Annotated in this window: 22 protein-coding genes; 13 read left to right on the top strand and 9 right to left on the bottom strand. The window is 45.7% G+C overall.

The features are described 5' to 3' along the window. Nucleotides 1-25: 25 nt before the first annotated feature. Both VQ048_RS09750 and VQ048_RS09745 read left to right on the top strand, forming a co-directional pair. On the top strand, nt 26-985 hold the full coding sequence (locus tag VQ048_RS09750) for a D-2-hydroxyacid dehydrogenase (protein ID WP_327611509.1): 960 nt from the start codon (nt 26-28) through the stop codon (nt 983-985). Between the two features lie 8 nt (nt 986-993). Further along, nucleotides 994-2,247: a DUF1015 domain-containing protein gene (locus tag VQ048_RS09745; protein WP_327611508.1), complete on the top strand. Its 1,254-nt coding sequence runs from the start codon at nt 994-996 to the stop codon at nt 2,245-2,247. A gap of 114 nt (nt 2,248-2,361) precedes the next feature. Here VQ048_RS09745 and VQ048_RS09740 read toward each other — a convergent pair whose 3' ends face one another. Both VQ048_RS09740 and recQ read right to left on the bottom strand, forming a co-directional pair. Next, the gene (locus tag VQ048_RS09740; protein ID WP_327611507.1) at nt 2,362-3,435 is read right to left on the bottom strand and encodes a glycosyltransferase; all 1,074 of its coding nucleotides are present in this window, start codon (nt 3,433-3,435) and stop codon (nt 2,362-2,364) included. A gap of 59 nt (nt 3,436-3,494) precedes the next feature. After that, nucleotides 3,495-5,699: a DNA helicase RecQ gene (gene recQ, locus VQ048_RS09735; RefSeq protein ID WP_327611506.1), complete on the bottom strand. Its 2,205-nt coding sequence runs from the start codon at nt 5,697-5,699 to the stop codon at nt 3,495-3,497. Nucleotides 5,700-5,800: 101 nt separating this feature from the next. Here recQ and VQ048_RS09730 point away from each other — a divergent pair, with 101 nt between their 5' ends. The 5 genes from VQ048_RS09730 to VQ048_RS09710 are packed head-to-tail and all read left to right on the top strand — an operon-like array spanning nt 5,801 to nt 11,174. Beyond that, nucleotides 5,801-6,760: a KpsF/GutQ family sugar-phosphate isomerase gene (locus tag VQ048_RS09730; RefSeq protein WP_327611505.1), complete on the top strand. Its 960-nt coding sequence runs from the start codon at nt 5,801-5,803 to the stop codon at nt 6,758-6,760. A gap of 22 nt (nt 6,761-6,782) precedes the next feature. Then, on the top strand, nt 6,783-7,481 hold the full coding sequence (locus tag VQ048_RS09725; protein WP_327611504.1) for an SAM-dependent methyltransferase: 699 nt from the start codon (nt 6,783-6,785) through the stop codon (nt 7,479-7,481). A 29-nt stretch (nt 7,482-7,510) separates the two neighbouring features. Next, nucleotides 7,511-8,587 (top strand): DUF2891 domain-containing protein, encoded by a 1,077-nt coding sequence (locus VQ048_RS09720; protein WP_327611503.1) that lies wholly within the window; start codon nt 7,511-7,513, stop codon nt 8,585-8,587. Nucleotides 8,588-8,637: 50 nt separating this feature from the next. After that, nucleotides 8,638-10,008, top strand: a complete 1,371-nt coding sequence (dacB, locus tag VQ048_RS09715) for a D-alanyl-D-alanine carboxypeptidase/D-alanyl-D-alanine endopeptidase (protein WP_327611502.1) — start codon at nt 8,638-8,640, stop codon at nt 10,006-10,008. Continuing rightward, nucleotides 10,008-11,174 carry a sensor histidine kinase gene (locus tag VQ048_RS09710; protein ID WP_327611501.1) on the top strand — a complete coding sequence of 389 codons (1,167 nt, stop codon included), beginning with the start codon at nt 10,008-10,010 and terminating at the stop codon, nt 11,172-11,174. The genes dacB and VQ048_RS09710 overlap by 1 nt, the downstream gene beginning before the upstream one ends. Before the next feature lie 11 nt (nt 11,175-11,185). On the opposite strand, the gene VQ048_RS09705 is transcribed toward VQ048_RS09710, so the two are convergent. Continuing rightward, entirely contained in the window at nt 11,186-12,823 is a 1,638-nt protein-coding gene (locus tag VQ048_RS09705; protein ID WP_327611500.1) for a M1 family metallopeptidase, read from the bottom strand. A gap of 135 nt (nt 12,824-12,958) precedes the next feature. On the opposite strand from VQ048_RS09705, the gene VQ048_RS09700 reads away from it, so the two are divergent. The 4 genes from VQ048_RS09700 to prmC all read left to right on the top strand — a co-directional run bounded on the left by VQ048_RS09700 (nt 12,959) and on the right by prmC (nt 16,114). Beyond that, on the top strand, nt 12,959-13,570 hold the full coding sequence (locus tag VQ048_RS09700; RefSeq protein ID WP_327611499.1) for an L-threonylcarbamoyladenylate synthase: 612 nt from the start codon (nt 12,959-12,961) through the stop codon (nt 13,568-13,570). Nucleotides 13,571-13,603: 33 nt separating this feature from the next. Next, on the top strand, nt 13,604-14,362 hold the full coding sequence (gene yaaA, locus VQ048_RS09695; RefSeq protein WP_327611498.1) for a peroxide stress protein YaaA: 759 nt from the start codon (nt 13,604-13,606) through the stop codon (nt 14,360-14,362). 30 nt (nt 14,363-14,392) lie between these two features. Further along, a complete protein-coding gene (locus tag VQ048_RS09690; RefSeq protein WP_327611497.1) occupies nt 14,393-15,190 on the top strand; it encodes a hypothetical protein in 798 nt (265 codons plus the stop codon). A gap of 75 nt (nt 15,191-15,265) precedes the next feature. Further along, entirely contained in the window at nt 15,266-16,114 is an 849-nt protein-coding gene (gene prmC, locus VQ048_RS09685; RefSeq protein ID WP_327611496.1) for a peptide chain release factor N(5)-glutamine methyltransferase, read from the top strand. Between the two features lie 40 nt (nt 16,115-16,154). Here the strand turns inward: prmC and VQ048_RS09680 are convergent, their stop codons facing one another. The 4 genes from VQ048_RS09680 to VQ048_RS09665 form a co-directional block, all read right to left on the bottom strand. Next, nucleotides 16,155-16,811 (bottom strand): CoA transferase subunit B, encoded by a 657-nt coding sequence (locus VQ048_RS09680; protein WP_327611495.1) that lies wholly within the window; start codon nt 16,809-16,811, stop codon nt 16,155-16,157. Continuing rightward, nucleotides 16,811-17,515 (bottom strand): CoA transferase subunit A, encoded by a 705-nt coding sequence (locus VQ048_RS09675; RefSeq protein ID WP_327611494.1) that lies wholly within the window; start codon nt 17,513-17,515, stop codon nt 16,811-16,813. The genes VQ048_RS09680 and VQ048_RS09675 overlap by 1 nt, the downstream gene beginning before the upstream one ends. A gap of 143 nt (nt 17,516-17,658) precedes the next feature. Then, a complete protein-coding gene (locus VQ048_RS09670; protein WP_327611493.1) occupies nt 17,659-18,741 on the bottom strand; it encodes a putative type IX sorting system protein PorV2 in 1,083 nt (360 codons plus the stop codon). Beyond that, nucleotides 18,741-19,628, bottom strand: coding sequence for a DMT family transporter (locus VQ048_RS09665; protein WP_327611527.1), 888 nt, complete (start codon nt 19,626-19,628; stop codon nt 18,741-18,743). Before VQ048_RS09665 ends, VQ048_RS09670 begins: the two co-directional genes overlap by 1 nt. A 145-nt stretch (nt 19,629-19,773) precedes the next feature. On the opposite strand from VQ048_RS09665, the gene VQ048_RS09660 reads away from it, so the two are divergent. Both VQ048_RS09660 and VQ048_RS09655 read left to right on the top strand, forming a co-directional pair. Then, nucleotides 19,774-21,402, top strand: coding sequence for an acyl-CoA carboxylase subunit beta (locus VQ048_RS09660; RefSeq protein ID WP_327611492.1), 1,629 nt, complete (start codon nt 19,774-19,776; stop codon nt 21,400-21,402). 39 nt (nt 21,403-21,441) lie between these two features. Beyond that, nucleotides 21,442-22,056: a hypothetical protein gene (locus tag VQ048_RS09655; RefSeq protein ID WP_327611491.1), complete on the top strand. Its 615-nt coding sequence runs from the start codon at nt 21,442-21,444 to the stop codon at nt 22,054-22,056. Between the two features lie 68 nt (nt 22,057-22,124). Here the strand turns inward: VQ048_RS09655 and VQ048_RS09650 are convergent, their stop codons facing one another. Together VQ048_RS09650 and gpmI are read right to left on the bottom strand one after the other, a co-directional pair. Continuing rightward, the gene (locus VQ048_RS09650) at nt 22,125-23,102 is read right to left on the bottom strand and encodes an acyl-ACP desaturase (protein ID WP_327611490.1); all 978 of its coding nucleotides are present in this window, start codon (nt 23,100-23,102) and stop codon (nt 22,125-22,127) included. A gap of 161 nt (nt 23,103-23,263) precedes the next feature. Beyond that, complete coding sequence (gpmI, locus tag VQ048_RS09645) at nt 23,264-24,793, bottom strand: 2,3-bisphosphoglycerate-independent phosphoglycerate mutase (protein WP_327611489.1); 1,530 nt, start codon at nt 24,791-24,793, stop codon at nt 23,264-23,266. Nucleotides 24,794-24,833 lie beyond the last annotated feature (40 nt).

The raw sequence follows: 24,833 nt of genomic DNA, 5'->3' as shown, positions 1-24,833 counted from the left end.
AAAATTTAACCATTCAAAAGAGAAAATGAAAGTTTTAGCCAACGACGGTATTTCCGAAGCCGGAAAAAAAATACTTACCGAAGCCGGAATCGAATTATTGGAACACCGTGTCGCTCAAGATCACTTGGCTCAATTCATCAACGAGCACTTGGTGGATGTACTGCTAGTCCGCAGTGCCACCAAAGTCAGACAGCCACTCATCGACGCCTGTCCCTCCCTTAAAATTATCGGAAGAGGCGGCGTAGGCATGGACAACATCGACGTAGACTATGCCCGCCAAAAAGGCATCCACGTCATCAATACCCCGTTGGCCTCTTCGCGATCGGTCGCCGAAATGGTCTTTGCCCACTTCTTTGCTTTAGCCCGTTTTCTTCACGAATCCAACCGCATGATGCCGCTGGAAGGCGAAAGCAAATTCAACGAACTGAAAAAAGCCTATGCCAAAGCCTCCGAACTGGAAGGAAAAACCTTAGGCATCATTGGTTTCGGTAACATCGGAAAAGAAGTCGCCAAAATAGGTATCGCTTTAGGAATGAGAGTAAAGCTCCTTACCCGAACGCCCAAAACCGAAAGCCTGACCCTCTCCTTTTTTGATGGTCAATCCGTCTCGTTTGAATTGGCTTCCACCAACGTCATGGCTGATTTTTTGGCCGACTTGGACTTTCTAAGCCTCAACACTCCGAAAACGGAAGGTTATATCATTGACAAAGCTCAATTCAACCAAATGAAAGACGGCGTTTACATCGTCAATACCGCTAGAGGAGGCGTCATCAACGAAGTAACCTTAATCGATGCCTTGGAAAGCGGCAAGGTCGCAGGAGCCGCTCTGGATGTCTTTGAAAACGAACCCACTCCCGAGCTCCCGCTTCTGATGAACCCGAAACTTTCACTCTCTCCCCATTTGGGAGGAAACACCCAGGAAGCCCAAGAGAAAATCGGCGCCGAACTGGCTAACCAAATTGTAGATTTAAAAAAGAATTTGTAACTTTACCTATGCCCATATTCAAACCCTTTCGGGGCGTAAGGCCCAACGACGACTTCATCCAACAGTTTCCAACGCACCCCTTGGATCTTTTCTCTCAAGAAGAACTCCATCGGAAAGCACAGGAAGAACGGACTTACATCCAAATGATAAAGCCCTACGTTGTCAGCAAATCCAAAGATGTCGATCGAAATCTTCGAAAAATAAGAAGCAATTACGAGGAACTCGTCGAAGAAAAAACTCTGATTCAGGATCCGTCTTCCTTCTACCTCTACGCCCAAATCCACCCCAACAAATCCGTATTCCGTGGACTCCTCGGGCTGGTTTCCGTAGAAGATTTTTGGAACGGCAAAATCAAACGCCACGAAAGCACCATTCCGAAAAAAAAGGAAAAACTGGCGCATTATTTGGAAAAAGTCCACCTGCAGGCTGAACCCGCCCTTTTGACCTACCCGTCCAACTCGAAGGTGGAACTGCTCATGAACCATGAAGAGAAAAACGTCCCCATCATCAACTACGAGGACAACAAGGGCATTCGCCACAAAATATGGAGAATAGACAACCGTCTAAAAATGAAACAATTAAAAGAAGTTCTGGATCAAGAAGACGCCTTCTACATTGCAGACGGACACCACCGTATCGGCTCGGCCGCCCTCCATGCAAAACACCTGAAAGAAAAAAACAAACGGCATACCGGTAACGAACCTTACAACTTCGTTTTTAGTTTCATCGTGTCGAACCAGTCCATCAAAATCCACGACTACAACCGGGTAGTCAGCGATTTAGGCGGAATGACCTCCGAAGAACTCATCGAAAAGCTAAAACAATCGTTCAACATACACGATAAAGAAGACAAACCTTATTTCCCGTCTCAGAAATTTCATATTTCAATGTATTTGGACGGAAAGTTCTATTCGCTCCACGTCAAGCACGAGTTGCGTTCCCAAGACATCTCCCTGAATCATTTGGATCACCACCTGCTTGATCGTTTGGTTTTTAAAGACGTTTTTGGCATCGAAGACACCGACAACTCCGAACGCATCGATTACGTTAAAGGCACCTCCAGCATTGAGGGAATTCAAAAATTAAAAAGGCTGGTCGACAGCGGAGAGTACAAAGTAGGTTTCGGCGTTTTTCCCGTGAGTTTCAACGAAATGATAAAAATTTCGGACAACAAAATCAGTATGCCTCCGAAGTGCACCTATATTGAGCCCAAACTCATAACCGCCCTGCTGATGTACGACATGAAACAGTCCAATATCTAAATAAAAAAGCCGACACAAAAAGTCGGTTTTTTTATTCGTAAAAGTTGAGTGCTCAGGCTCAGCTTTCTAGCTTTTGAAAAAAGGACGCCCCTTATTTTTCCCTTTAATCCCGCCTCACAAAGCCTCAAGCACCTCTACGTATTGCTGCATAATAAGTTCCTTGGAAAATCTTGATTCAATGGCTTGTCGAACCCTCAAACGATCGTAATTCTCCGACAAAAGTTTTTTTATTTTTTCAGCAAAAACCATCGGATTTTCGATGTCCGAAATCGTCCCATTAACCCCCGATTGAATGATTTCGGTAATGCCTCCGGGGCAGTCATTAGACAAAGCATAAGTCCCGCAAGCCCCCGCTTCCAAAAGTACATTGGGAAAGCCCTCGTACCGCGAAGAAAGGATGAACAAATCCGCATTTTTCAAATAAGGGTACGGATTTTTTTGTTTTCCATGAAAAAACACCTGATCCAATCCCAGCGACGCCTTCATAGCCCGAAAACTTTCGCCATCCCTTCCTTCCCCTAAAATATGAAGAAAAATCGGCTCATTCTTTAAATGAGCAAATACTTTAAGTAAATTATCAAAACCTTTCCGAACCGAAAGATTACCTACCGCTACCACATTTTTGACATCTTTCCGATACGCTTCAGGCCAAGCTCCTTCCTCCATTTTAAGGTCAATAAAGGGAAAATCCACCGGGTTATTAATCTTTACCGTTTTTTCGGGCTTGACGTTAAAATTCCCAATCAAGTCGGTGCGCATATCGTCACTCTGACAGATAATCCGATGGTAGTTATTATAAAAGCGGTAAAAAAACCGAATTTCCTTCCGAGTCACATGCTTGGAAACCACATTGGTTTCCCTGGCAATGAATTTGGTTTTCGGAAACCAACGGATAAAAAGCGAAAGGTAAGCATTAACCTCACCAAACCCACTAAAAACAATATCCGGCCGAAGCCGACGCAACTGCCTGAGAATAGGAAAAATACCATACCGAATTCTCGAAGTCTGCAAATCGATAACCTCCACATCCGCTTTCAAGAAATCGAGATAAGCGCCTTCTTTGCGCAAAAGCATCAATTTCGGAATGAAACGATCCCGAGGCAAATGATTGGCAATGGTCGTCACAATACGCTCCGCTCCTCCGGTTTCCAAATCCGGCAATACAAATACAATCGTTTTCTTTTTCATAAAAAAAGTCAAAGCAGCAAAAGCCGCTTTGACAAAGGTCTAAATTAAATCAAGTTTTTTTAGTTGGCCACATCGCTGATAAATTTAATTCGGAGAATACGAAGCTCTTCATCGCTAAGTTCATCCCCAAATTCCGCCGTAATAACTTTCATACTGTCGCTCTCGGATTCTTTCATAAAAGCCATGAAATCATCCACCAAATCCTCGTCGATACGGTCTTCGATATAATAGTCGATATTAAGCTTCGTCCCTTGATAAACAATACTTTCCATCTCCTTTAAAAGCTCGTCCATCGTAAGATTTTTAGCTTTCGCGATATCTTCCAAATCAATCTTTTTATCGGTATTCTGAATGATAAACACCTTATGGGAAGATTTATTAGCCACCTGTTTCAGCACCATGTCCTGCATGCGCTCAATCGCGTTATCTTCGACGTATCGGGCAATAAACTCCGCGAATTCTTTTCCGTATTTTCGGGCTTTACCCTCGCCTACCCCATAAATTTTTCCAATTTCCTCCACCGTCACAGGGTATTGCACCGTCATGTCCTCCAAACTGGGATCCATAAACACCGTATAAGGCGGAATCCCTTGTTTTTGAGCTACTTTTTTTCGTAAATCTTTCAGCTGAGCATAGAGATTCTGATCCAGTCCCCCGCCGGTCTGAACCTCTTCTTTTTCCGTTTTGGACTTCAGTTGGTCCAAATTATATTCCCGATCTTCGGCAATCAGAAACGCTCCGTCATAACTGCCGTCAATCACCTCTTTCCCCTTTGGAGAAACCTTTAAAACCCCATAAGTTTCGATGTCTTTAGTCAATAATCCTTGAACCGTAGCTTGTCGGATGATGGATTTCCAATAGTTATCCGTATGGTCTTTTCCACTGCCGAAAAGTTTATGGGTTTCCAATTTGTAAGACTTGGTTACCGAACTTTCCTTTCCTACCAACACATTAATCAAATCCTTGGTTCGGAATTTTTCGTCCAATTTTTTGGCCAACTCCAAAACTTTCTTCAAGCTCTGGGAGGCATCGGTCATTTGCGGCGGATTAGTCGAATTATCACACATTTTCGCCCCTTCTCCGTTAACTGCATCGAAGGCTTCGCCGAAATAATACAAAATATATTGCCTCCTGCTCATCGACGTTTCCGCATAGCCCACCACTTCATTGAGAAGCTGCAAGCCGATTTCTCTTTCGGAAACGGGCTTCTGAGCGAGAAATTTCTCAAGTTTTTCAATGTCTTTCGGGTCGTAAAAAGCAAGGCAATGCCCTTCGCCCCCATCCCGACCGGCTCTTCCCGTTTCTTGGTAATAGCTTTCCAGAGATTTCGGAAAATCGTAATGAATGACAAAACGAACATCGGGCTTGTCAATCCCCATCCCAAAAGCAATCGTGGCAACAATAACATCGCACTCCTCCATCAAAAACTTATCCTGATTGGCAATCCGAGTCTTTTGATCCAGCCCCGCATGATAAGGCAATGCATTAATCCCGTTCACCTGCAGAAGTTGAGCAAACTCTTCCACCTTTCTCCGGCTGAGACAGTACACAATACCCGACTTCCCCTTACGCTGATTGATAAACTTGACAATTTCCTTATCAATATTAATCTTCGGCCTGACTTCGTAATAGAGGTTCGGACGATTGAAACTGGATTTAAAGACCTCGGCTTTATTCATCCCAAGGGTCTTTTGAATATCGTCTTGCACTTTTGGTGTGGCCGTAGCCGTCAGCGCAATCACCGGAACCTTGGCAATTTTGTCGATAATCAGTTTTAAATTACGGTACTCCGGACGAAAATCGTGCCCCCATTCCGAGATGCAGTGCGCTTCGTCAATCGCCACGAAAGAAATCTTAACCTCCCTCAAAAAATCCAAATAGTCTTCCTTAATAAGCGACTCCGGAGCCACGTACAACAGCTTGGTCTTACCCGAACGAATGTCGTTAAAAACCTGATTGGTCTGCGATTTATTCAGCGAAGAATTAAGCACGTGAGCCACTCCTTCATCGGAAGACAGCCCATTAACCGCATCCACTTGGTTTTTCATCAGCGCAATAAGGGGCGAAACCACAATGGCCGTCCCTTCGGAAATAAGAGCCGGAAGCTGGTAACAAAGTGATTTTCCGCCTCCGGTGGGCATCAGAACGAAAACATCCCTGCCTTCCAGTAGGGTTTCAATAATCTCTTTCTGCTGTCCTTTGAACGTTGAAAACCCGAAATATTTCTTTAATTCTTTCGATAAATCGGTGTTTTTTGTCTTCATGTAATTTTGTTTGCTAAATTTGCACGTTACCCAAAGTTATGAAATTTAATTCAATAAGCGCCACAAACTTTTGGTTAAATTTTAAATAAATTTTTTACACATTGGAAAATCAGAAACTCATAAGGCTTGCCCAGTCGTCACTCGAAATCGAAATCCAGGAACTTAACCACCTGAAAAACAGAATAGGAGAAGACTTCGCAAAAGCCGTCCGCTTGATTAACGAAGCTCAGGGAAAACTCATTGTCGTAGGCATAGGAAAATCCGCCCACGTGGGAAACAAAATCGTCGCCACACTGAACTCCACGGGAACTCCCGCTCAGTTTTTGCACGCCGCCGAAGCCATCCACGGCGATTTAGGCGTAATCCAAAAACAGGACGTCGTGCTATGCATTTCCAATTCGGGCAATTCGCCAGAGATTGCCAATCTTCTGCCTTATCTTAAAGCCTACGCCTCCGCTCTTATCGGAATGACAGGCAATCCCCAAAGCAAACTGGCTGAGTTCTCCGACGTGGTGCTCGACACCCGAGTGGAAAAAGAAGCCTGCCCCAACAAACTGGCGCCCACCAGTTCCACTACCGTCCAAATGGCTCTAGGAGACGCCTTAGCCGTATGCTTAATGGAACTGAATGATTTCAAAGACCGTGATTTTGCCAAATTCCATCCGGGAGGAAGCCTCGGTAAAAACCTAACAGCCACCGTCGAACAGTTTGTTTCCTCCAAAAAACCCCAAGTCCGCCAAGAGGCCGATATTCGGGAGGTCATCATCTCCATTAGCACCTCCACACACGGCGTTACGGTAGTCACCAACGGCGAAACCATCGTAGGCATCATTACCGATGGCGATCTAAGACGAATGCTGATGAACCAAAAGGAAATACAAAACCTAACCGCCCAAGACATCATGAGCAAAAACCCCAAGAGCATCGAAAAAAAAGCCTTGGCAAAGGAAGCCATGAAACTTCTGAAAACCCACAACATCGGGCAACTTGTCGTAACCGACCAAGGGAGCTACCACGGCATTATCGACCTTCACCGACTTTTAGACGAAGGCATCAACTAACCGTTTAAAATCCACTACCAAAATGCTTTTCTTAATTCCTGCTTACTTGTCCGAACATTCTCCCGAAACGTATTTCGCACCGGTCATCAAAGAATACCTCTCAAAAACGGATTACTTTTTTGTCGAAAACGAAAAAACCGCCCGAAAAATCATTAAATACTTTTGCCCCGAAAAAAAACAATCCGAGCTGAAGCTTTTTCTCCTCGACAAATATTCCGAAACTTCCGATCTGAAAGAGGCCCAAGACCTGATGAAAAAAGGCCAGGACTTTGGCCTACTCTCCGAAGCCGGCCTCCCCTGCATTGCCGACCCCGGCAACCTCATGGTTAAATGGTGCCACGAAAACAACATAAAAGTAATTCCCATCAACGGCCCTTCGTCAATCTTAATGGCCTTAATCGCAAGTGGATTCAACGGACAACAATTCACATTCCACGGCTATCTCCCCATCGACAAAACTCAGAAAAAACAACGCATCCAGTGGCTGGAAAGTCAGGTTCAAAAAACCGGCTACACCCAAATTTTCATGGAAACCCCTTACCGCAACAACCAGCTGGTGGAAGACCTTTGCAAAACCTTACAAAGCAAAACTAAGCTATGCATCGCGGCAAACCTCAACCATCCCGAAGACGAATACATCAAAACCCTATCCGTCGCCGAATGGAAAAAAGCCGCCTTCGATTTTCATAAAATCCCCGCCGTCTTTCTTTTGGGAAAATAAAATTAATCGACCGCTAAAACCCAATCCAAATGAAAAACCAGCTTCTCGCCCTACTGCTCTGCCTCCCCCTTGCCGTATGGAGCCAATCTGAAACCGTATTAACCGATGAATTGGCGGAAAAGCTAATCCGCCTTCCGATGCACTGCATCCCCACGGAATACCCCAACAAAACAGGTCATATCATCAACGGGCCGTCCGACGCCGTTATGACCCCGAAAGAATTGCATCCCGCTTTTTTCGGCTGTTTGGATTGGCATAGTTCGGTCCACGGCCACTGGATGCTGGTCCGAATGCTGAAAACCAAACCGCATTTAGCTCAGGCCGAAGCCATCGAAAAGCAACTGGAAACCTCTTTCGAAAAAGAAAAATTAGAACAAGAAGCTGCCTATTTTAGCCAATTCCAACTGGCGGGCACTTTTGAACGAACCTACGGATGGGCTTGGCTTCTAAAGCTAGACGAAGAACTGCTGACTTGGAACGACCCGCGCGCAAAGCGGTGGCACCAAAATCTTCAGCCGCTAACCCGTATCATCGTAGAAAAATGGAAAGCCTACCTTCCTAAACAAACCTACCCCAACCGCACAGGCGTGCACCCCAACACCGCCTTTGCCCTGGCTTTTGCAATGGATTGGGCCAAACACGCCAAACAACAGGATTTTGAGAATCAACTCCGGGAAAAAGCCCTTTACTTCTACGGAAACGACCGAAATACCCCCGCTTATCTCGAACCCGACGGCTCAGACTTTTTTTCCCCAAGTCTGAATATCGCTTACCTCATGAGCCGAATTCTTCCCCAAAAAGAATTTCAACGGTGGCTCCGCCGATTTTATACCCCAAAAGGGCTGGAAAACGTAATGCAAATTCCCAAAGTCAGCGACCTGGAAGATTACCAAACCGTTCACCTCGTCGGTCTTTCCTTCTCCAGAGCCTGGTGCTTCAAGGGCATCGCCAAAGCCCTTCCCGAAAAAAATCCGCAACGAAAACATTTTGAAACATTGTCTCAAAAATTCATCACCAACGGTCTTCCCCTGCTCTTCCAAAGCAACTACGGCGGTGATCACTGGCTCGCCAGTTTTGCCGTTTATGCTCTAAAGGACGAGAATTAGGCTCTTTATCGATTTCTGCTTATCTTCGCTCCAGTTTTAATTCCAAATCCATGAAAAAAACTATTTTTTTCATTATTCTGGGGGCAATTACTTCCCATGCCCAAACTACGAAAGCTGCACTGGAAGCCGCTGTCAACCGATTATTAAACGAACCGGCTGCCACAGCCGCCAGCCTTTCCTTTTACGTTTCCGACGAAAACGGAAACCCCATCTATGCTTATCATTCGGAAAAAGGCCTTTCCACGGCTTCCACCCAAAAAATATTCACTGCCGCCGCGGCCTTGGAAACCCTCGGAAGCCACTACCAATGGACCACATCCGTCGCTTACATCGGCAACCTTTGTTCAGGCGTGCTAAAAGGCGATTTAATTTTAACCTCCGATGGCGACCCCACATTAGGAAGCTGGCGCTACCAAGGCTACGAAGCCGAAAACTTTAAACAAAAACTGACCAAAGCCCTAAAAGAAACAGGCCTAAACAAAATTGAAGGACGCCTGATTATCGACGACACCTTCTTCGATTTCCAAACCATTCCCGGCGGATGGCCTTGGAACGATTTGGGGAATTATTACGGTGCAGGCGTTTGGGGAGTGAATTGGCGCGAAAATCAATTCGATCTTTCCACAAACGGAAGCTCCCTCGAAAAAACCTCCCCCGAACTTCCAAACGTAAAATGGGTAAGCGAAGTCGCGGTCGGCGGTAATTCCGACCAAAGCATCATTTATACCGCCCCACATTCGGATTTCGCCCTCATCAACGGCACATTACCCGAAAAGAAAATGACAGTTTCCGGAGCCATGCCCAACCCTCCCCTAACCTTGGGGCAGGAAATAATGGAAGAACTCCGCTCCCAGTCCATCGAAATTACAGGCGGAGTTACCACCGCTTCACAATTGAAAATTTCGGGCGAACCCCTGAAAACTCCGGCAACCGCCAAAACCTTCTTCACGCACAATTCGCCCCCTTTGGAACAAGTCGTTTACTGGTTTCTCTCCAAAAGTGTCAACCTCTACGGCGAAACTTTAATCAAAACCATGGCGAAAAAGAAACTAGACCGAAGCGATTTCAAAACCGGTATCGGCGTCTTAAAACAATTTTGGACCACTAAAGGCCTCGATCCTTACCAAGTGAATTTTGCCGACGGCAGCGGCCTTTCCCCTCAAAACTATGTTTCGGCCAAAGCGGAAGTCCAAGCCCTGCTTTACATCCGAAAACAACCCTGGTTTGAAACGTTTTACCAAGGACTCCCAACCCTCAACGGAATGAAGATGAAAAGCGGAACCATGAAAAATACCAAATCGTTCGCAGGATACCACACCTCCAAATCAGGACAAAAGTACGTTTACGCCATCCTCTTAAACAACTACCAATCCCCAAAACTGAGCGAAGCACTCTATAACGTCCTAAATGTATTGAAATAATGCTTCGCAAAACGTTTTTTTCCCGACTGAACAACTGGGTGGTTTACTTGCTCCTTTCAGCCATTATTGGCGGAGTTATCGCCTCGACCTATTTCCTAATCGATTATTTGCGAAAGGAAGAAATCAAGCGCATCGAACTCTTTGCCACCGCAATGAAATACCAGCAGGCCCCCGTCATCCACGATGACACAACCCTGGATCTCATTCTTAAAATTTCGGAAAGCAACACCTCGGTTCCCGTAATCATCACCGATGCCGAAGGCCGCCCCTTAGGCGATGCTTTCATGAAAAATATTCCCGAATCCGTCATGAAAGATCCCGTAAAATTGAACTTGCTTTTAAAAGAAATGAAGTCGACCTATCCGCCTTTTATCATTCAGCTCCCGGAAAAAAACCAATACGTCTATTACACCAACTCGCCGCTGCTGAATTATTTACGCTACTCGCCCCTGATTTTAGGCTTCTTGGTTTTCATTTATCTATTTTTCTCCTTTTGGTTCCTGAAAACCCTAAAGAAAACCGACGAAGGCTTCCTTTGGGCCGGACTGGCCAAAGAAACCGCCCACCAAATAGGAACGCCACTATCCTCAATGATCGGTTGGATCGAAATTCTGCGATTGGAAAACGAAAACAGCGAAGGCGTCACCGAAATCGAACGGGATATTCACCGGTTGAAAATCATCTCGGAACGGTTCTCCAAAATAGGCTCCGTTCCCGAACTCAATGACTTAAATCTCACAGAAACCTTACAACAAAATTACGAATACCTCAAAACCCGTCTTTCCAAAAAAGTGACCTTCACCCTAAAACTCCCCGAACAAGACCTCTTCGTCCCCCACAACCGCATCCTATTAAGCTGGGTTTTTGAAAACCTAATCAAAAATGCCGTGGATGCCATGAAAGGCGAAGGCCGCCTAGAAGTAGTCCTTTACGAAAAAAATGAAAACATCCTAATCGATTTCCACGATACAGGAAGCGGAATGACCAAATCACAAGCCCGAAAGGCCTTTAAACCCGGATATTCAACCAAAAAAAGAGGCTGGGGACTCGGGCTCTCCCTAGCCAAAAGAGTCGTCAACGATTTCCATAAAGGAAGCCTTCGCATCGCCCAAAGCGAACCTCAAAAAGGAACCACCTTCCGAATCACACTAAAATCCCCCCTATAAGCCAATCCCTCTCAATCAACACGACGGTATTCGACGTAATAGTTGGGGTCAAATTCCACGGGCGAAGCGTCCGCCAACACAACGCTCTGCCACACCCCCCTCTGAGGTTCAATAACTTGACCACGGTTAATCTTCAAAGGAAGATTAAACCCCTCCACCACAGAAACATACCGAAACTTCAGCTCTTTCCCCTCTTGCCGGTATTCCAAAACGGGAATGGCCGTCGTACGAAGGTACTGGTCAAAAATCGTCCTTAAGTCCCTTCCCGAATGCGTCGAAAAATAATCCTCCACCTGCTTCGTCGTTACCGTCTTGTGAAAAAAAGTTTTATTCATCCCTCGAAGAATGGCTCGAAAGCGATCATCATCGCCAATAACCTGACGGATGGTATGCAGCATATTGGCCCCTTTGTAATACATATCCCCACTCCCGTGATGCCGCACCCCATAATGCCCAATAATGGGACGATCGTTTTCCACCGCTCTGCGGGTGCCTACAATATAACGATCGCCCGAATCCTTGTCCAAATAACGCTGAGTAAAAAGGGCTTCCGAATAAGCCGTAAAACTTTCATGAATCCACATATCGGCCTGATCTTTTGCCGTAATGTTATTGGCAAACCACTCGTGTCCGCTCTCATGCACGATGATAAAATCCCACTTCAGCCCAATCCCCGTTCCCGACCAATCGGTTCCTTTATAACCGTTCGCATACCCGTTGCCGTAAGCCACATTGCTTTGATGCTCCATCCCCAAGTAAGGCGTTTCCACCAGTTTAAAAGAATCTTCGTAAAAAGGATAAGCCCCAAACCAATACTCAAAAGCCTCCAACATCGGTTGGACCTGAGCAAATTGTTTTTTCGCCAGTTCCAAATGCGGCTCTAGAACCCAGTAATCCAAATCCAATCTTCCCCTCTCGCCAAAAAATACATCTTGAAAGCGGACATAACGCCCGATATTCGGTACAATGGAATAAGCATTGATGGGGTTTTTAACCTGCCAAACGAAAGTCGTTTCATTCCCCTTAACGGTTTTAGAAACCAATCGTCCGTTACCAACCCCCACCAAATCGTTCGGCGTAGTGATCGCCATGGTCATTCCCTCATCGGGCTCATCACTCCAAAGCTCTTTCACAGGCAGCCACACCGAAGCCCCAATCCCTTGCTGAGCCACACTCATAAAAGGATAGCCTTCCCCATCCTTCTCAAAAACCCAGCCCCCGTCCCAAGGTGCATTTTCCGCCTCTTTAGGAGAACCTTCATACGCAACGGTAATAGCATGTTTTTCGCCCTTTTTTAAAGGCCTTTTGGATTGAACGTAAAGAAAATCGCCCTCCCGCCGCTTTGAAGCCAAAGGAAACGTCGCCTTCACCTCCTTCACCCTCATCGGCTGCTGAAGGTCAATTTGAAAAACAGGCGTCTTAATCGACCGGGTTACAGTAAACGTTATCTTATTTTCCCCGCTTACCGATTTGGTCTCAAAATCGGGTTTCACGGTAAGATCGTAGCGCTTCACGTCCCAAAAATCCCGATACGGCGTATTGGATCCCTTCAAAGTATCTTCCTTGGTAAACCCCTGGGCCTTCACCACCAGCCCAAAAAACAAAGCCACCAAAAAAAGAAAGTGCTTTTCTTTACTATTAAGTTTCATTCTTTTTCAATTTCCTTATCCTACAAAGGTAAAAGATATTTTGCAAATCGCTCTCCCCAAAATACCGAGCCCCTAAGCTCCTTTCCATTTTTGCCTCCGTCGGCTTTTCTTATTTTTTTTGAATAACTTTGCCCTATGGCAAAACTTTTGAAAATCTACCCGGAAAACCCTCAGGAAGCCCTGATTGAGGAAATCGTGAAAGTCCTGAAAAACGGAGGACTAATCATCTACCCCTCCGATACCGTCTACGCCTTGGGATGCGACATTAACAACCTGAAAGCCATGGAAAAACTGGCTCAAATCAAGAAAACAAAACTCGAAAAAGCCCAGTTTTCCATCATTTGCAACGACTTGAGCCATCTTTCCGATTTTACACGCCCCATCGACAACGCCACCTTCCGTTTGCTTAAAAATCACGTCCCCGGACCTTTCACCTTCATTCTGGAGGCCAATAAAAACCTGCCGTTAGCCTACAAAGGGAAGAAAACCATCGGCATCCGCGTGCCCGACCATTCTGTCCCCCAACTCATTGTGGAAAAATTAGGCCGTCCGATTGCCAGTACTTCCATAAAAGACGACGATGAAATCCTCGAATACACCACCGATCCCGAACTCATCGCCGAAAAATACAACGCTTTAGTTGAAATCGTCATCGATTCCGGCTATGGGGATCACACCGCTTCCACTATTGTCGACCTTACCGGCGCCGAACCCGAAATCCTAAGACAAGGCAAAGGTCAACTCTAACCCATTTCATCCATCAAAAAATAAAAAATCTGCATGAAACTCATCACTTCCCCTGCCAAATTAATGACCATTGAACCGGAAAACGTTCAATTAAAAAGTTCCACTCCGAAATTCATCCGTCAAGCCGAATTCATCCAATCGTTTTTAAAAACAAAATCGCCTAAATATTTAGCCGAACTCATGGCCATTTCCAATAAATTAGCCGACGAAAATTGGCAGCGCAACCAAAATTGGAATGCTTCTCCCAAAGCCGCCGAATCGGCTCCGGCACTCTACGCCTTTGTCGGAGAAGTCTATCGAGGAATTGAGGCCAAAACCCTCGACAAACAAGCCGTAGACTATCTGCAAAAAAACTACCGCATCCTCTCCGGACTTTACGGCCTGCTAAAACCTTCCGACAAAATCATGCTTTACCGCTTGGAAATGGGACGCCCTTTCGAATTCGACCGCTACAAAAATCTCTATGAATTTTGGAAAGACTCCATCACCCAACAACTCAACAGCGAAATCAAACCCGACGAGCCTATCCTCAACCTCGCCAGCAACGAATATTTCAAGGTCATCGATAAAAAAAATTTAAAAGGAAAAGTCATCGACTTCGATTTCTACGAAATGAAATCCGGAAAGCCCAAAACCATCGTCGTCTATACCAAACACGCCCGAGGCCTAATGGTACGCTACTGCGCCCAAACCAATGCCAAAACGATAGACGACGTTAAAAACTTCAATCTCGAAGGCTACCTCATCGACGAAGAACGCTCCTCCGAGCAACGACTGGTCTTCACCCGTTAAAAAATCATTCCATCCCTAAAAAAACAACCTATGACTCCCAAAAACATCGTCAAACTCAGCAACACCATCGGGATTATTTCCATTATCCTTTTAGTCTATTGGGTTTTCATTTTCGTCTGCATCACGGTTTTCGGCCTAAAGGTATTTCGGGAAAACCTAACGGAAACCTTTTATTTAAGCGTCATCGGCATATTGGCGTTAATGCTTGGCTCGTTGATTCTCAATCTCATGTTCAACTTGACCAGAATCGCCGAAAAACACAACTCCGATAAAACAGAGGCCTTGAATGCCAATTCCAAAAAATTAGGCCTTATCTTCGCATTGAGCTTTCCAATGGTCTTCGGACTCCTTTTTGGCGGCGACTACCTCACCGCCAAAAAGAAAGAAAAAATGCTCGTAAACTCCGCTAAGTCCATTATTGAAAGTAATGCCAAAAAAACAGCCAAACTCGTCAATTATTCATTTGATAAACAATGGATTATCGAAGCGGACGACATCCTGAACCTCTACGCCAAAACAGATAAACACTTCCCTTACGTTTCCCTTCTGGTGGTAGACAGCCTCGATCATTCCGAAGTTTTTTTAGGTTTTAGAAACTATTACGGAAAAAGAAACGATACCATCCAACCCCTGAAAAAAGAATTCATCCAAGAAACCACCAGCCAAGAACGCGAATACCTGCGTCAGGTTTTTCACGGAGGCCACAGGGACATCCGCTTCAGCGCGAGTGACGGAAGGTACGAATTGTTTTATCCCTATTCCAAAGACGGAAAAACCATTGTTCTTTACTTTTCGGACTACCAACAATACGGAAAAATAGGAAGCTAAAACAAAATCCTTTTGCCTTTTTTGCCGCTCCATGCCCCCCTCTTTTTTTATTTTTTTAAACCCGATTGCCCCGAAATGACCCTCGCCGAATATCAAAAACACTTCATCCAATCGCTTTCCGAACAATATACCGCTACAGAAAGTCGCCTGCTCTACACCTTCTTTTTACAACATTATTTAGGCGATGACCGCGCCCAACAAAGAAGCTGCGCCCATCTGACACTCGACGAAAGCGAAAAACAAAAATTGGACACCGCTCTGGAAGGATTAAAATCGGGAATCCCGTACCAATACCTCCTGGGCGAAGCCGAATTTTACGGCATGACCTTTAAAGTGAATTCTGAAGTTCTAATTCCGCGCCCGGAAACGGAAGAGCTACTGGAACTGGCCCTAAAAACACTGAAGTCCTCTGAACTGAACCACGGAAAATTCCGAGGCATCGATATCGGAACGGGAAGCGGAATCCTTCCCATTGTACTGAAAAAAAACTTCCCCCAAGCGGAAATCTGGGCCATAGACAACTCCGAAAAGGCTTTGGAAATTGCCCAAGCCAATGCCCAAAAACACCGCACAGAAGTCCACTTGGTCTGTCGGGATTACCTTTCGTCCCCATTGGAAAATCATTTTGACGTGATCATTTCCAATCCGCCTTACATCGGACAAGACGAACAAAACGAAATCGCCCCAAGCGTTAAAAACCATGAACCCCAAGCCGCCCTGTTTTCGCCCACCGAAGACCCTTTGGTTTTCTATCGGAAAATCGCTCACGACGCCCTTAATCATCTGAATAAAAACGGCTACATCTTTTTGGAGATCAACCAAAAATTCGGCCCGGAAACCTTGGCGCTGTTTGAGCATTTTTCCGAAAATCAATTGATAAAAGACCTATCCGGAAACGACCGCTTCGTTATTGCAAAAAAATAAAAGAGTCGGAACTATCCGACTCTTAATATCAGGGGAAAAATCAGTCCAAATTCATTTCAGGAATTTCCCCCTCAATCCCAAGATCCGCCTGTGTAGAAGCCACAATATGCTCTACCGAAACCCCAGGTGCACGCTCCACCAACCTAAAGCCTTCAGGCGTTACATCCAATACCGCCAATTCGGTAACGATACGTTTAACACACCCCACCCCGGTCAATGGCAAAGTGCATTTTTTAAGCAGTTTGCTTTCGCCCGCCTTGTTAACGTGCATCATCGCCACAATAATATTTTCGGCCGAAGCCACCAAATCCATGGCGCCCCCCATTCCTTTAACCATTTTTCCAGGGATTTTCCAGTTCGCAATATCCCCATTTTCAGACACTTCCATCGCCCCCAAAATGGTAAGATCAACCTTACGGCTCCGGATCATCCCAAAACTAAACGCCGAATCAAAAAAAGAAGCCCCCGGCAATGTCGTAATCGTCTGCTTCCCCGCATTAATGATGTCCGCATCTTCCTCCCCTTCGTAAGGAAAAGGTCCCATCCCCAAAACGCCATTCTCACTCTGAAACTCCACCGAAAGATGCGCCGGCACATAGTTCGCCACCAAGGTGGGAATTCCGATTCCGAGGTTAACATAGTATCCGTCTTTTACTTCTTTCGCAATACGCTTTGCAATTTGTTCTTTCGTAAGCATTATGATTCTCTTTTTCGGGTTGTTCTTTGTTCTATTCGTTTCTGATAATCGGTTCCTTGAAAAATCCGTTGCACCATAATCCCCGGAATATGAATCTGATTCGGATCCAACTCGCCCGGTTCGACCAACTCTTCCACCTCTGCAATCGTAATCTTAGCCGCTCCTGCCATGGGATGGTTGAAATTTCTTGCCGAGCCCTTGAAAATTAAATTCCCCGAATAGTCCCCCTTCCAAGCTTTCACAATGGCATAATCGGCCCGAAAAGCCTCCTCCAAAACGTGCATTTTTCCGTCAAATGACCGTGCCTCTTTTCCTTCGGCCACCTCCGTACCGTAACCGGCCGGCGTGTAAAAAGCCGGTATTCCCGCCTGAGCCGCCCGGCACTTCTCCGCCAGCGTCCCCTGCGGAGTGAGCTCCACTTCCAACTCTCCCGAAAGCATTTGCCTTTCAAATTCGGCATTCTCGCCCACATAGGAGGAAATCATTTTTTTAATCTGTTTCTTATGCAATAAAAGCCCCAAACCGAAATCGTCCACTCCCGCATTATTGGAAATGCAAGTTAAATTCTTCACATCGCTTTCCACCAAAGCCGTAATGCAGTTTTCCGGAATCCCGCACAATCCGAACCCCCCAAGCATAAGGGTCATTCCGTCTTCAATACCCTCAATGGCCTGCTTGGCATTTTGTACTCTTTTGTCTATCATTTTATCTTTCTTTTTTCAGGATAGTAATTTACTACTTTTTCGCTTAGTACAAAAAAACACCCGCCCTTCAAAAGAAAAAAACCTCATTCGCCTACCCCAAAAGCCATATTATAACGGATAAAAAAAACAAAAAATATTCGGCATTAATTTCTAAAATGCCCCATATCAAGCTTCAAAGAAAAAAAGTTAGAGAAGAAATTAGAACCTCCCACTCCCGAATTAGAAAGGGCATAATCCAGCGTCAGCCCTTTATAACGAAATCCCAAACCGGCACTCGGTTGGAAAGCCACTCTTCGTTTAAGACTCTCAATATCGGTCACCCCTTGAAAACGGTTAACCCCAATTCGGACAAAAATCATGTTCTGATATTTCAACTCTGCACCAGCATAAGGCGTAAGGCTAGCAAAATCACTGGAAAAAAGAGCCGCCGTTTTAGCAAAATCCACATTGACGCCCACTTCGGGCAAAAGTTCCCAGTCGCGTGAAAGTTCAAAATTTTTGGCCACGCCAGCGTTCAATTTAGGTAAAGTGATTTCCATTTTTTCCTCAGGCGCCGGATTCATTTCCTCCCCCTGAACTACCGTGGAAAGCGCCTCCTGATTAACACTCCAAAAATTAACCGTCGTAGTAGCATCCCTCAACATAGCCCCATAACGCCACCCGCTATCCGAAAGGTATTGCGCCCCCAAATCAAAACCAAAACCAAAACCATTGGCAAATTTTCCCACGTTACGGTAAACCAACTTGGCATTAACCCCAAGGTTCAATCGATGATTTCCCGACGGATGAAAGGCATAGGACAGAATCCCGGCATAATCGGCTTGGGAAAATTTAGTAATGCGGTCGTAATCAATATTTCCTTCGGCGTCAATCATACGGGTCGTATCCAAAATATCATCGATCCCCAACCTTACAATCGAAAAAGCCAATGTTCCGGCATTATGATCCAAAGGCTTAGCAAAAGCAATGTAGTCGTATTTGGCAATGCTTTCAAAATATTCGGCATGCATGGCTGCCCCCTGCCAATCCCTTTCCATTTCGGCCAATCCGGCAGGATTCCACATCGGTGCATACACGTCCTCCTGATGCGCCATCACCGCCCCGCCCATAGCCATCCCCCGAGCACCTGCTCCAAGATTAAGAAACTCGTTGGAATATTTTCGGACAACCTGCCCAGGTGCAGAAAAGAAAAAAAAGATAGCCCCCGTTAATACTACTCGCTTCATTATTGATTTGCCGTAAGTTTAAGTTTTCGTTTAGCTTTAATAATACCGTTGGCGACAATCGCCAAAATCATCACCCCCGAAGCCAGATAAAACACCGGACTCATGTGCTCCGATTCCCCGAAAATAAAATAGGCAAAAATAATCCCATAAATCGGTTCCAAATTCACGGTGAGAATCAATGTAAAAGGAGTGATATATTTCATCAAACTGATGGATTCCAACATCGGATAAGCCGTAAATACCCCAGCCAACAACGTAACTAACGCTAAATCGGCAGTATTTATTTCGCCCAAACGAGAAAAAGATCCCGTTAAAAGATAAAATAACGCCAAAAAGCCCCACCCGCAAAAAATTTCGTAAAAAATAATATTTCCTGAAGATGTTTTTCCGTAGAGTTTACCATTAAACACCGAAAAAACCGTTCCTAAAAATGCCGCGATAATACCATACAGTATCCCCTCCGCATACCGAAATTCCGTCTGAAAAATCAAAGCCATGCAAAAAACAATGACTATCCCCATGACGACTTCCGAAACGTCAATTTTTCGCCGGAACACCAAAGGTTCGAAAACAGCCGCAAAAAGCGTCGACAAAGAAATACAACTCAAAGCAATAGACACATTGGACACCTTGATGGAATGAAAGAAAAACAACCAATGCGCCGCCATAAAAGCCCCGATGATGGCAAGTTGAGCAAACAGCTTCCTGGAAACCGCAATACTCTGCCGCTTAAAAAAGCGAAGGAAAAGAAAAAGAAACACCGCCGCCAAAAGCATTCGGTAAAAGACCAGTCCCTGTGCGTCAATGGAAATAAGCTTTCCCAAAACAGCCGTAAATCCCCATAAAAACACTATGAGATGCAAGCGAAATAAAGCCGGATTTTTCATAATACTTTGCAAAACTATCAATTTATTACCGATAATTAAGGGACAACTGAGAGATAAGGCCTTATTTTTGGAGAACCGAGAGCTTCAAAATCTTGTCAGTTTAGGGAAAAGCATTATCTTTAAGGGAAAATTTAGTTGCGATACCATGGATATAGAATTTAATAAACGCGAAGACCATAACCGCCTCAAGCTATCGGAAATCAACCGTCTGTACAGTGAAATCAAGAAAGGTGGAGGTGAAAAGCGGCTTCAAAAATTAAGAGAGGAAGGCAAAATGACAGCGCGGGAAAGGATCAATTACCTTTTGGACGATCCCAAAGCCGCCATTGAAATCGGCGCCTTTGCAGGATACGACCTTTATAAAGAACACGGCGGCTGCCCCAGCGGAGGCGTGGTGGTGGTTATCGGACATATCTCCGGACGCCAGTGCGTGGTGGTGGCCAATGACGCTTCAGTAAAAGCGGGGGCATGGTTTCCGATTACGGGGAAGAAAAATCTTCGCGCCCAAGAAATCGCCATGGAAAATCGCCTGCCCATCATCTATTTGGTAGACTCGGCAGGGGTTTATCTTCCCATGCAGGACGAAATATTCCCCGACAAAGAGCACTTCGGACGGATTTTTAGGAATAATGCGAAAATGAGCGCCATGGGCATCATTCAGATTTCGGCAGTGATGGGCAGTTGCGTGGCAGGCGGAGCCTACCTTCCGATTATGAGTGATGAAGCCATGATTGTGGATCAAACCGGTTCCATTTTTTTAGCCGGAAGTTACCTTGTGAAAGCCGCCATTGGCGAAAACGTTGACAACGAAACCTTAGGAGGTGCCACCACACACTGCGAAATATCGGGAGTGACCGATTACAAAGCCAAAAACGACCAAGAAGCTTTGGATCGAATCAAAAACATCATGAAATCCATAGGTGCCTCCCCCAAAGCCGGATTTGACCGAATCGAAAGCACCGAACCGAAAGAATCCCCTTCGTCCATTTTCGGTCTCATGCCGATTTCCAGAGCCGAACAATACGACACTTACGACCTTATAAAATGCCTAGTGGACGGATCCGAATACGAAGAATACAAGCCGGATTATGGAAAAACGATTATTTGCGCCACCGCAAGAATTGACGGCTGGAGTGTGGGCATTGTGGCCAACCAACGAAAAATGGTAAAAAACGGCAAAGGCGAAATGCAATTCGGGGGCGTTATCTACTCCGATTCTGCCGATAAAGCCACCCGCTTCATCGCCAATTGCAACCAAAGAAAAATTCCTCTTGTTTTTCTCCAAGACGTTACAGGCTTTATGGTAGGCTCGAAATCTGAACACGGCGGTATCATTAAAGACGGCGCCAAAATGGTGAATGCCGTGGCCAATTCGGTGGTTCCAAAATTCACCGTCATTACCGGAAATTCTTACGGTGCAGGAAATTACGCCATGTGCGGCAAAGCCTACGACCCAAGGCTTATCGTCGCTTGGCCCTGGGCCGAGCTCGCCGTTATGGGAGGCGCGCAGGCCGCAAAAGTTCTCACACAAATTCAGGAATCCACCCTTAAAAAGCAAGGAAAAGAAATTTCTCCCAAGGAAAGACAAGAACTATTGGACGATATTTCAAAACGGTACCAACAGCAAACCGAAGCGACCTATTCCGCCGCAAGACTTTGGACCGACGCCATCATCAACCCCGAAGACACCCGCCGATGGATTTCCATGGGCATTGAGGCTGCCAACCATGCACCAATCGAAGAGAAGTTCAATCTCGGAGTCATTCAGGTTTAATAATAATTCTGTAAATTTGCCTTTCGTAAACAGTAATTTATGAAAAAGTTATTATCGTTATCAGCCGTTTTGTTCGCCTTTTGGGCATTCGCCCAATGCAATATCGTGGGGAGAAGCAACATCGGCCTAGGGGCATCCGAAACCTATCAGGTGGAAAACAACAATGCCCAATGTCCCGACTGCCACCAATGGACCCTGATTGGCGGCACCGCCCAGATTGAAGGTGAATTCCGTAAAAACAACGTCAAAATAACCCCGCTATCCTCCGGAAGATCCGTGCTTTCTTTGGCCATGCTAACGGCTCAGGGCGTGGTGCAGTGCAGCAAAAGCATCGACGTAGGCTCATCGGGATTCGCGTCCTCCGCCCCAGAACCTAGAAAAGTGGATTGCGACATCGACATTAACGGTTACAAGGAAGTAAAATATGCCCAAGGCATCGTATCTTTCTTCCCTTCCAACACCCAAAACGAATACAAGTACAGTTGGACCGCCGTATACAGCGACGGAACCCAAAAATCGTCCTTGGAAAAAGTACCTCAGTTTGAATATTCCGCAGAGCGAACCATTACCTTAGTCAAGGTAAAAATAACCTCCACGACCTGCATGAAAGAACTTTCCAAAACTTACGAAACCGGATTTTGGAAATTCTTTTAACCAACCGAGGACGATAAAATTCATAAAAAATCATAGCTTTTGGCTATGATTTTTTTGTTCAGTCGATTTTAGCTCTTAACCCATTTAAAACGATACTCGTGATCGGGAGTAGCCAAACGATCGGTAACCCGTTGCAAACGCTGTGGAAGCTTCATCAAAAATTCCTGGGCCTTCTGAGCCTGCTCGTTCAACCCGTCGATGTGCTCAATCTTCCAATCGGCAAGCAACCCCTTCAAAATATCAATATAATCCTGGGCCGTATAAACCATGCAACGCTGAGCCGCATCCGAAAAATGAGCCCACAACGCCCCGGCTTTCTGCCCGCTTTCCCTCATCAAATGAGCCGGCATGACAATTTTCTTGCGCATCATATCCTCAAAAGCCAACATCATTTCCGATGGATCCATCTCAAAAATCCGATGGATAAAATACTTATAGGCCTTGGCATGGCGCGCCTCGTCCGCCGCAATAACCCCACACATCTTAGCCAATTTGGTGTTTCCACTTTGCTTCGCAAACGTCCCCACCCTACGATGAGAAATATTAGTCGCCGTTTCCTGAAAGCTGGTATAAACAAAATTGCGGTAAGGATCCGTAGACGTTCCCAAATCAAATCCATCCTGAATAAGATACTGCGTCGTTACCTCCATCTCCCGCATATTAACTCGCCCACACAAATAAAGGTATTTGTTTAGCAAATCCCCATGGCGGTTTTCTTCCGCCGTCCAATGCCTCACCCACTTGCTCCAACCCGTTCCCTGCTCCTGATCCACCCCGTCAATGCCCATAATCCAACTCTCATAGCTGGGCAAAGCCTCCTCCGTAATGCAATCCCCAATCAACGTCACAAACAAATCGTAATCCATAAAATGAGCGAAATGCTGCAGTTCCTCCAGTTCGTTTCCAAAATCCTCAGACGTTGTATCCGGAAGAAAATCAGAAGGTTGCCAAATCTTCTCCACAGGGGTTAAATAATTCTTTATAAACGCATCCACCTCCTTACCCAGCGTTTTCATAACTTCCAGTCTTACCAGTTTGTTGTACATCTCCTGTCTTTGTTTTATTCGAGGCTAATATACCCATTATTATTCAAAGCATAATAATTTAAACCCAAAAAGAGATAAAAAGATTGAATTTCCACAATCGCCGACAAATAAAAAACCGCCCCAAAAACGAGACGGTTTTTCAAATTTCAAAAAATCGGGCTTTAATCCACCAAAATTTCTCCCGTCATGATTTCGGGAACCGGAACCCCCATCACCTTAAGGATAGTCGGAGCCACGTCCCCCAGTTTTCCAGGTCTGAGCGTCCATGTCTTATCCTTATCCATAAGAATCAAAGGAACCAAATTGGTAGAATGTTGGGTATTAGGCGAACCGTCAGGGTTAATCATGTAATCGGAATTGCCGTGATCCGCCAAAATAAACACCGCATAGCCCCGCTCGTAACCCGCCGTAGCCACACGGTTAATGCATTCGTCCACGGTCTCAGCCGCCTTAACTGCCGCCGAAAAAATGCCCGTATGCCCCACCATATCGGTATTGGCAAAATTGAGACAAATGAAATCAGCCGTTTCGTTTTCAATTTCGGGTAAAATACGCGCCGTAATATCATACGCCGACATCTCGGGTTTTAAATCGTACGTCGGTACGTCTTTCGGACTCGGGCAAAGCACCCGTTTTTCATTGTTAAACTCAGCCTCTCGACCTCCGGAAAAGAAAAACGTCACATGGGGATACTTCTCGGTCTCCGCAACCCGGATTTGAGATTTGCCGTTTTTCTCCAAAACCTCTCCCATCGTTTGCTGCAAAACCTCCTCGTCAAACACCACACGAACGCCCTCAAAAGCCTTATCGTAATTAGTCATGGTAAGGTAATAAAGCGGCAGCTTATGCATCCCAAACTCAGGGTAATCCTTTTGAGATAAAACCTCCGTAATCTCCCGTCCGCGATCCGTACGGAAATTGAAACAGAACACCACGTCGCCTTCCTCAATTGTAGCCACGGGGTTTCCGCTACCATCCACCCGAATAATCGGCTTCAAAAACTCATCCGTCACCCCTGCATCGTAAGACGCCTGAACGGCCGAAACAACATCCTCAGTTTTAACGCCCTCGCCATGAACCATCGCATCATAGGCCAACTTGACCCTCTCCCAGCGTTTATCCCGATCCATCGCATAATAGCGCCCCACCACAGACGCCAACTGTCCTCCCGAAACCGCCATATGGCGAAGAAGATCCTCGATAAACCCCTTCCCCGAATGCGGATCGCAATCCCGCCCGTCCGTGAAGGCATGCACGTAAGTCCGATCGCTCACGCCGTTATCCAAAGCCGCCGTCAAAAGTCCTTTAAGATGGTTAAGGTGAGAATGCACCCCGCCATCGGAAGCCAGCCCAATGAAATGTATTTTTTTAGCTTTATTCTTGGCGTACTCAAACGCATTTGTTATTTTTTCCTCCTTACCCAAAGTTCCTCGCTCCACAGCCATGTTCAATTTCACCAAGTTTTGGTAAACCACACGCCCTGCTCCGAGATTCATGTGCCCAACTTCCGAATTCCCCATCTGTCCGACAGGAAGCCCCACAGCCATACCGCTCGCCTCCAAAGTTGTATGAGGAAATTTCTGATACAAACTATCCATAAACGGCGTATTCGCCTGATCAATTGCCGAAACCTTCGGGTCGGTCCCTAATCCCCATCCATCTAGGATGGCCAATATTGCTTTCTTAGACATTATTTAGCGGTTTTTATTATCGCAAATTTACTGATTTTTG

The organism is Bergeyella anatis (assembly GCF_036016955.1).
Taxonomy (GTDB): domain Bacteria; phylum Bacteroidota; class Bacteroidia; order Flavobacteriales; family Weeksellaceae; genus JAYWXI01.
This window is presented reverse-complemented; position numbering and strand designations above follow the sequence as displayed.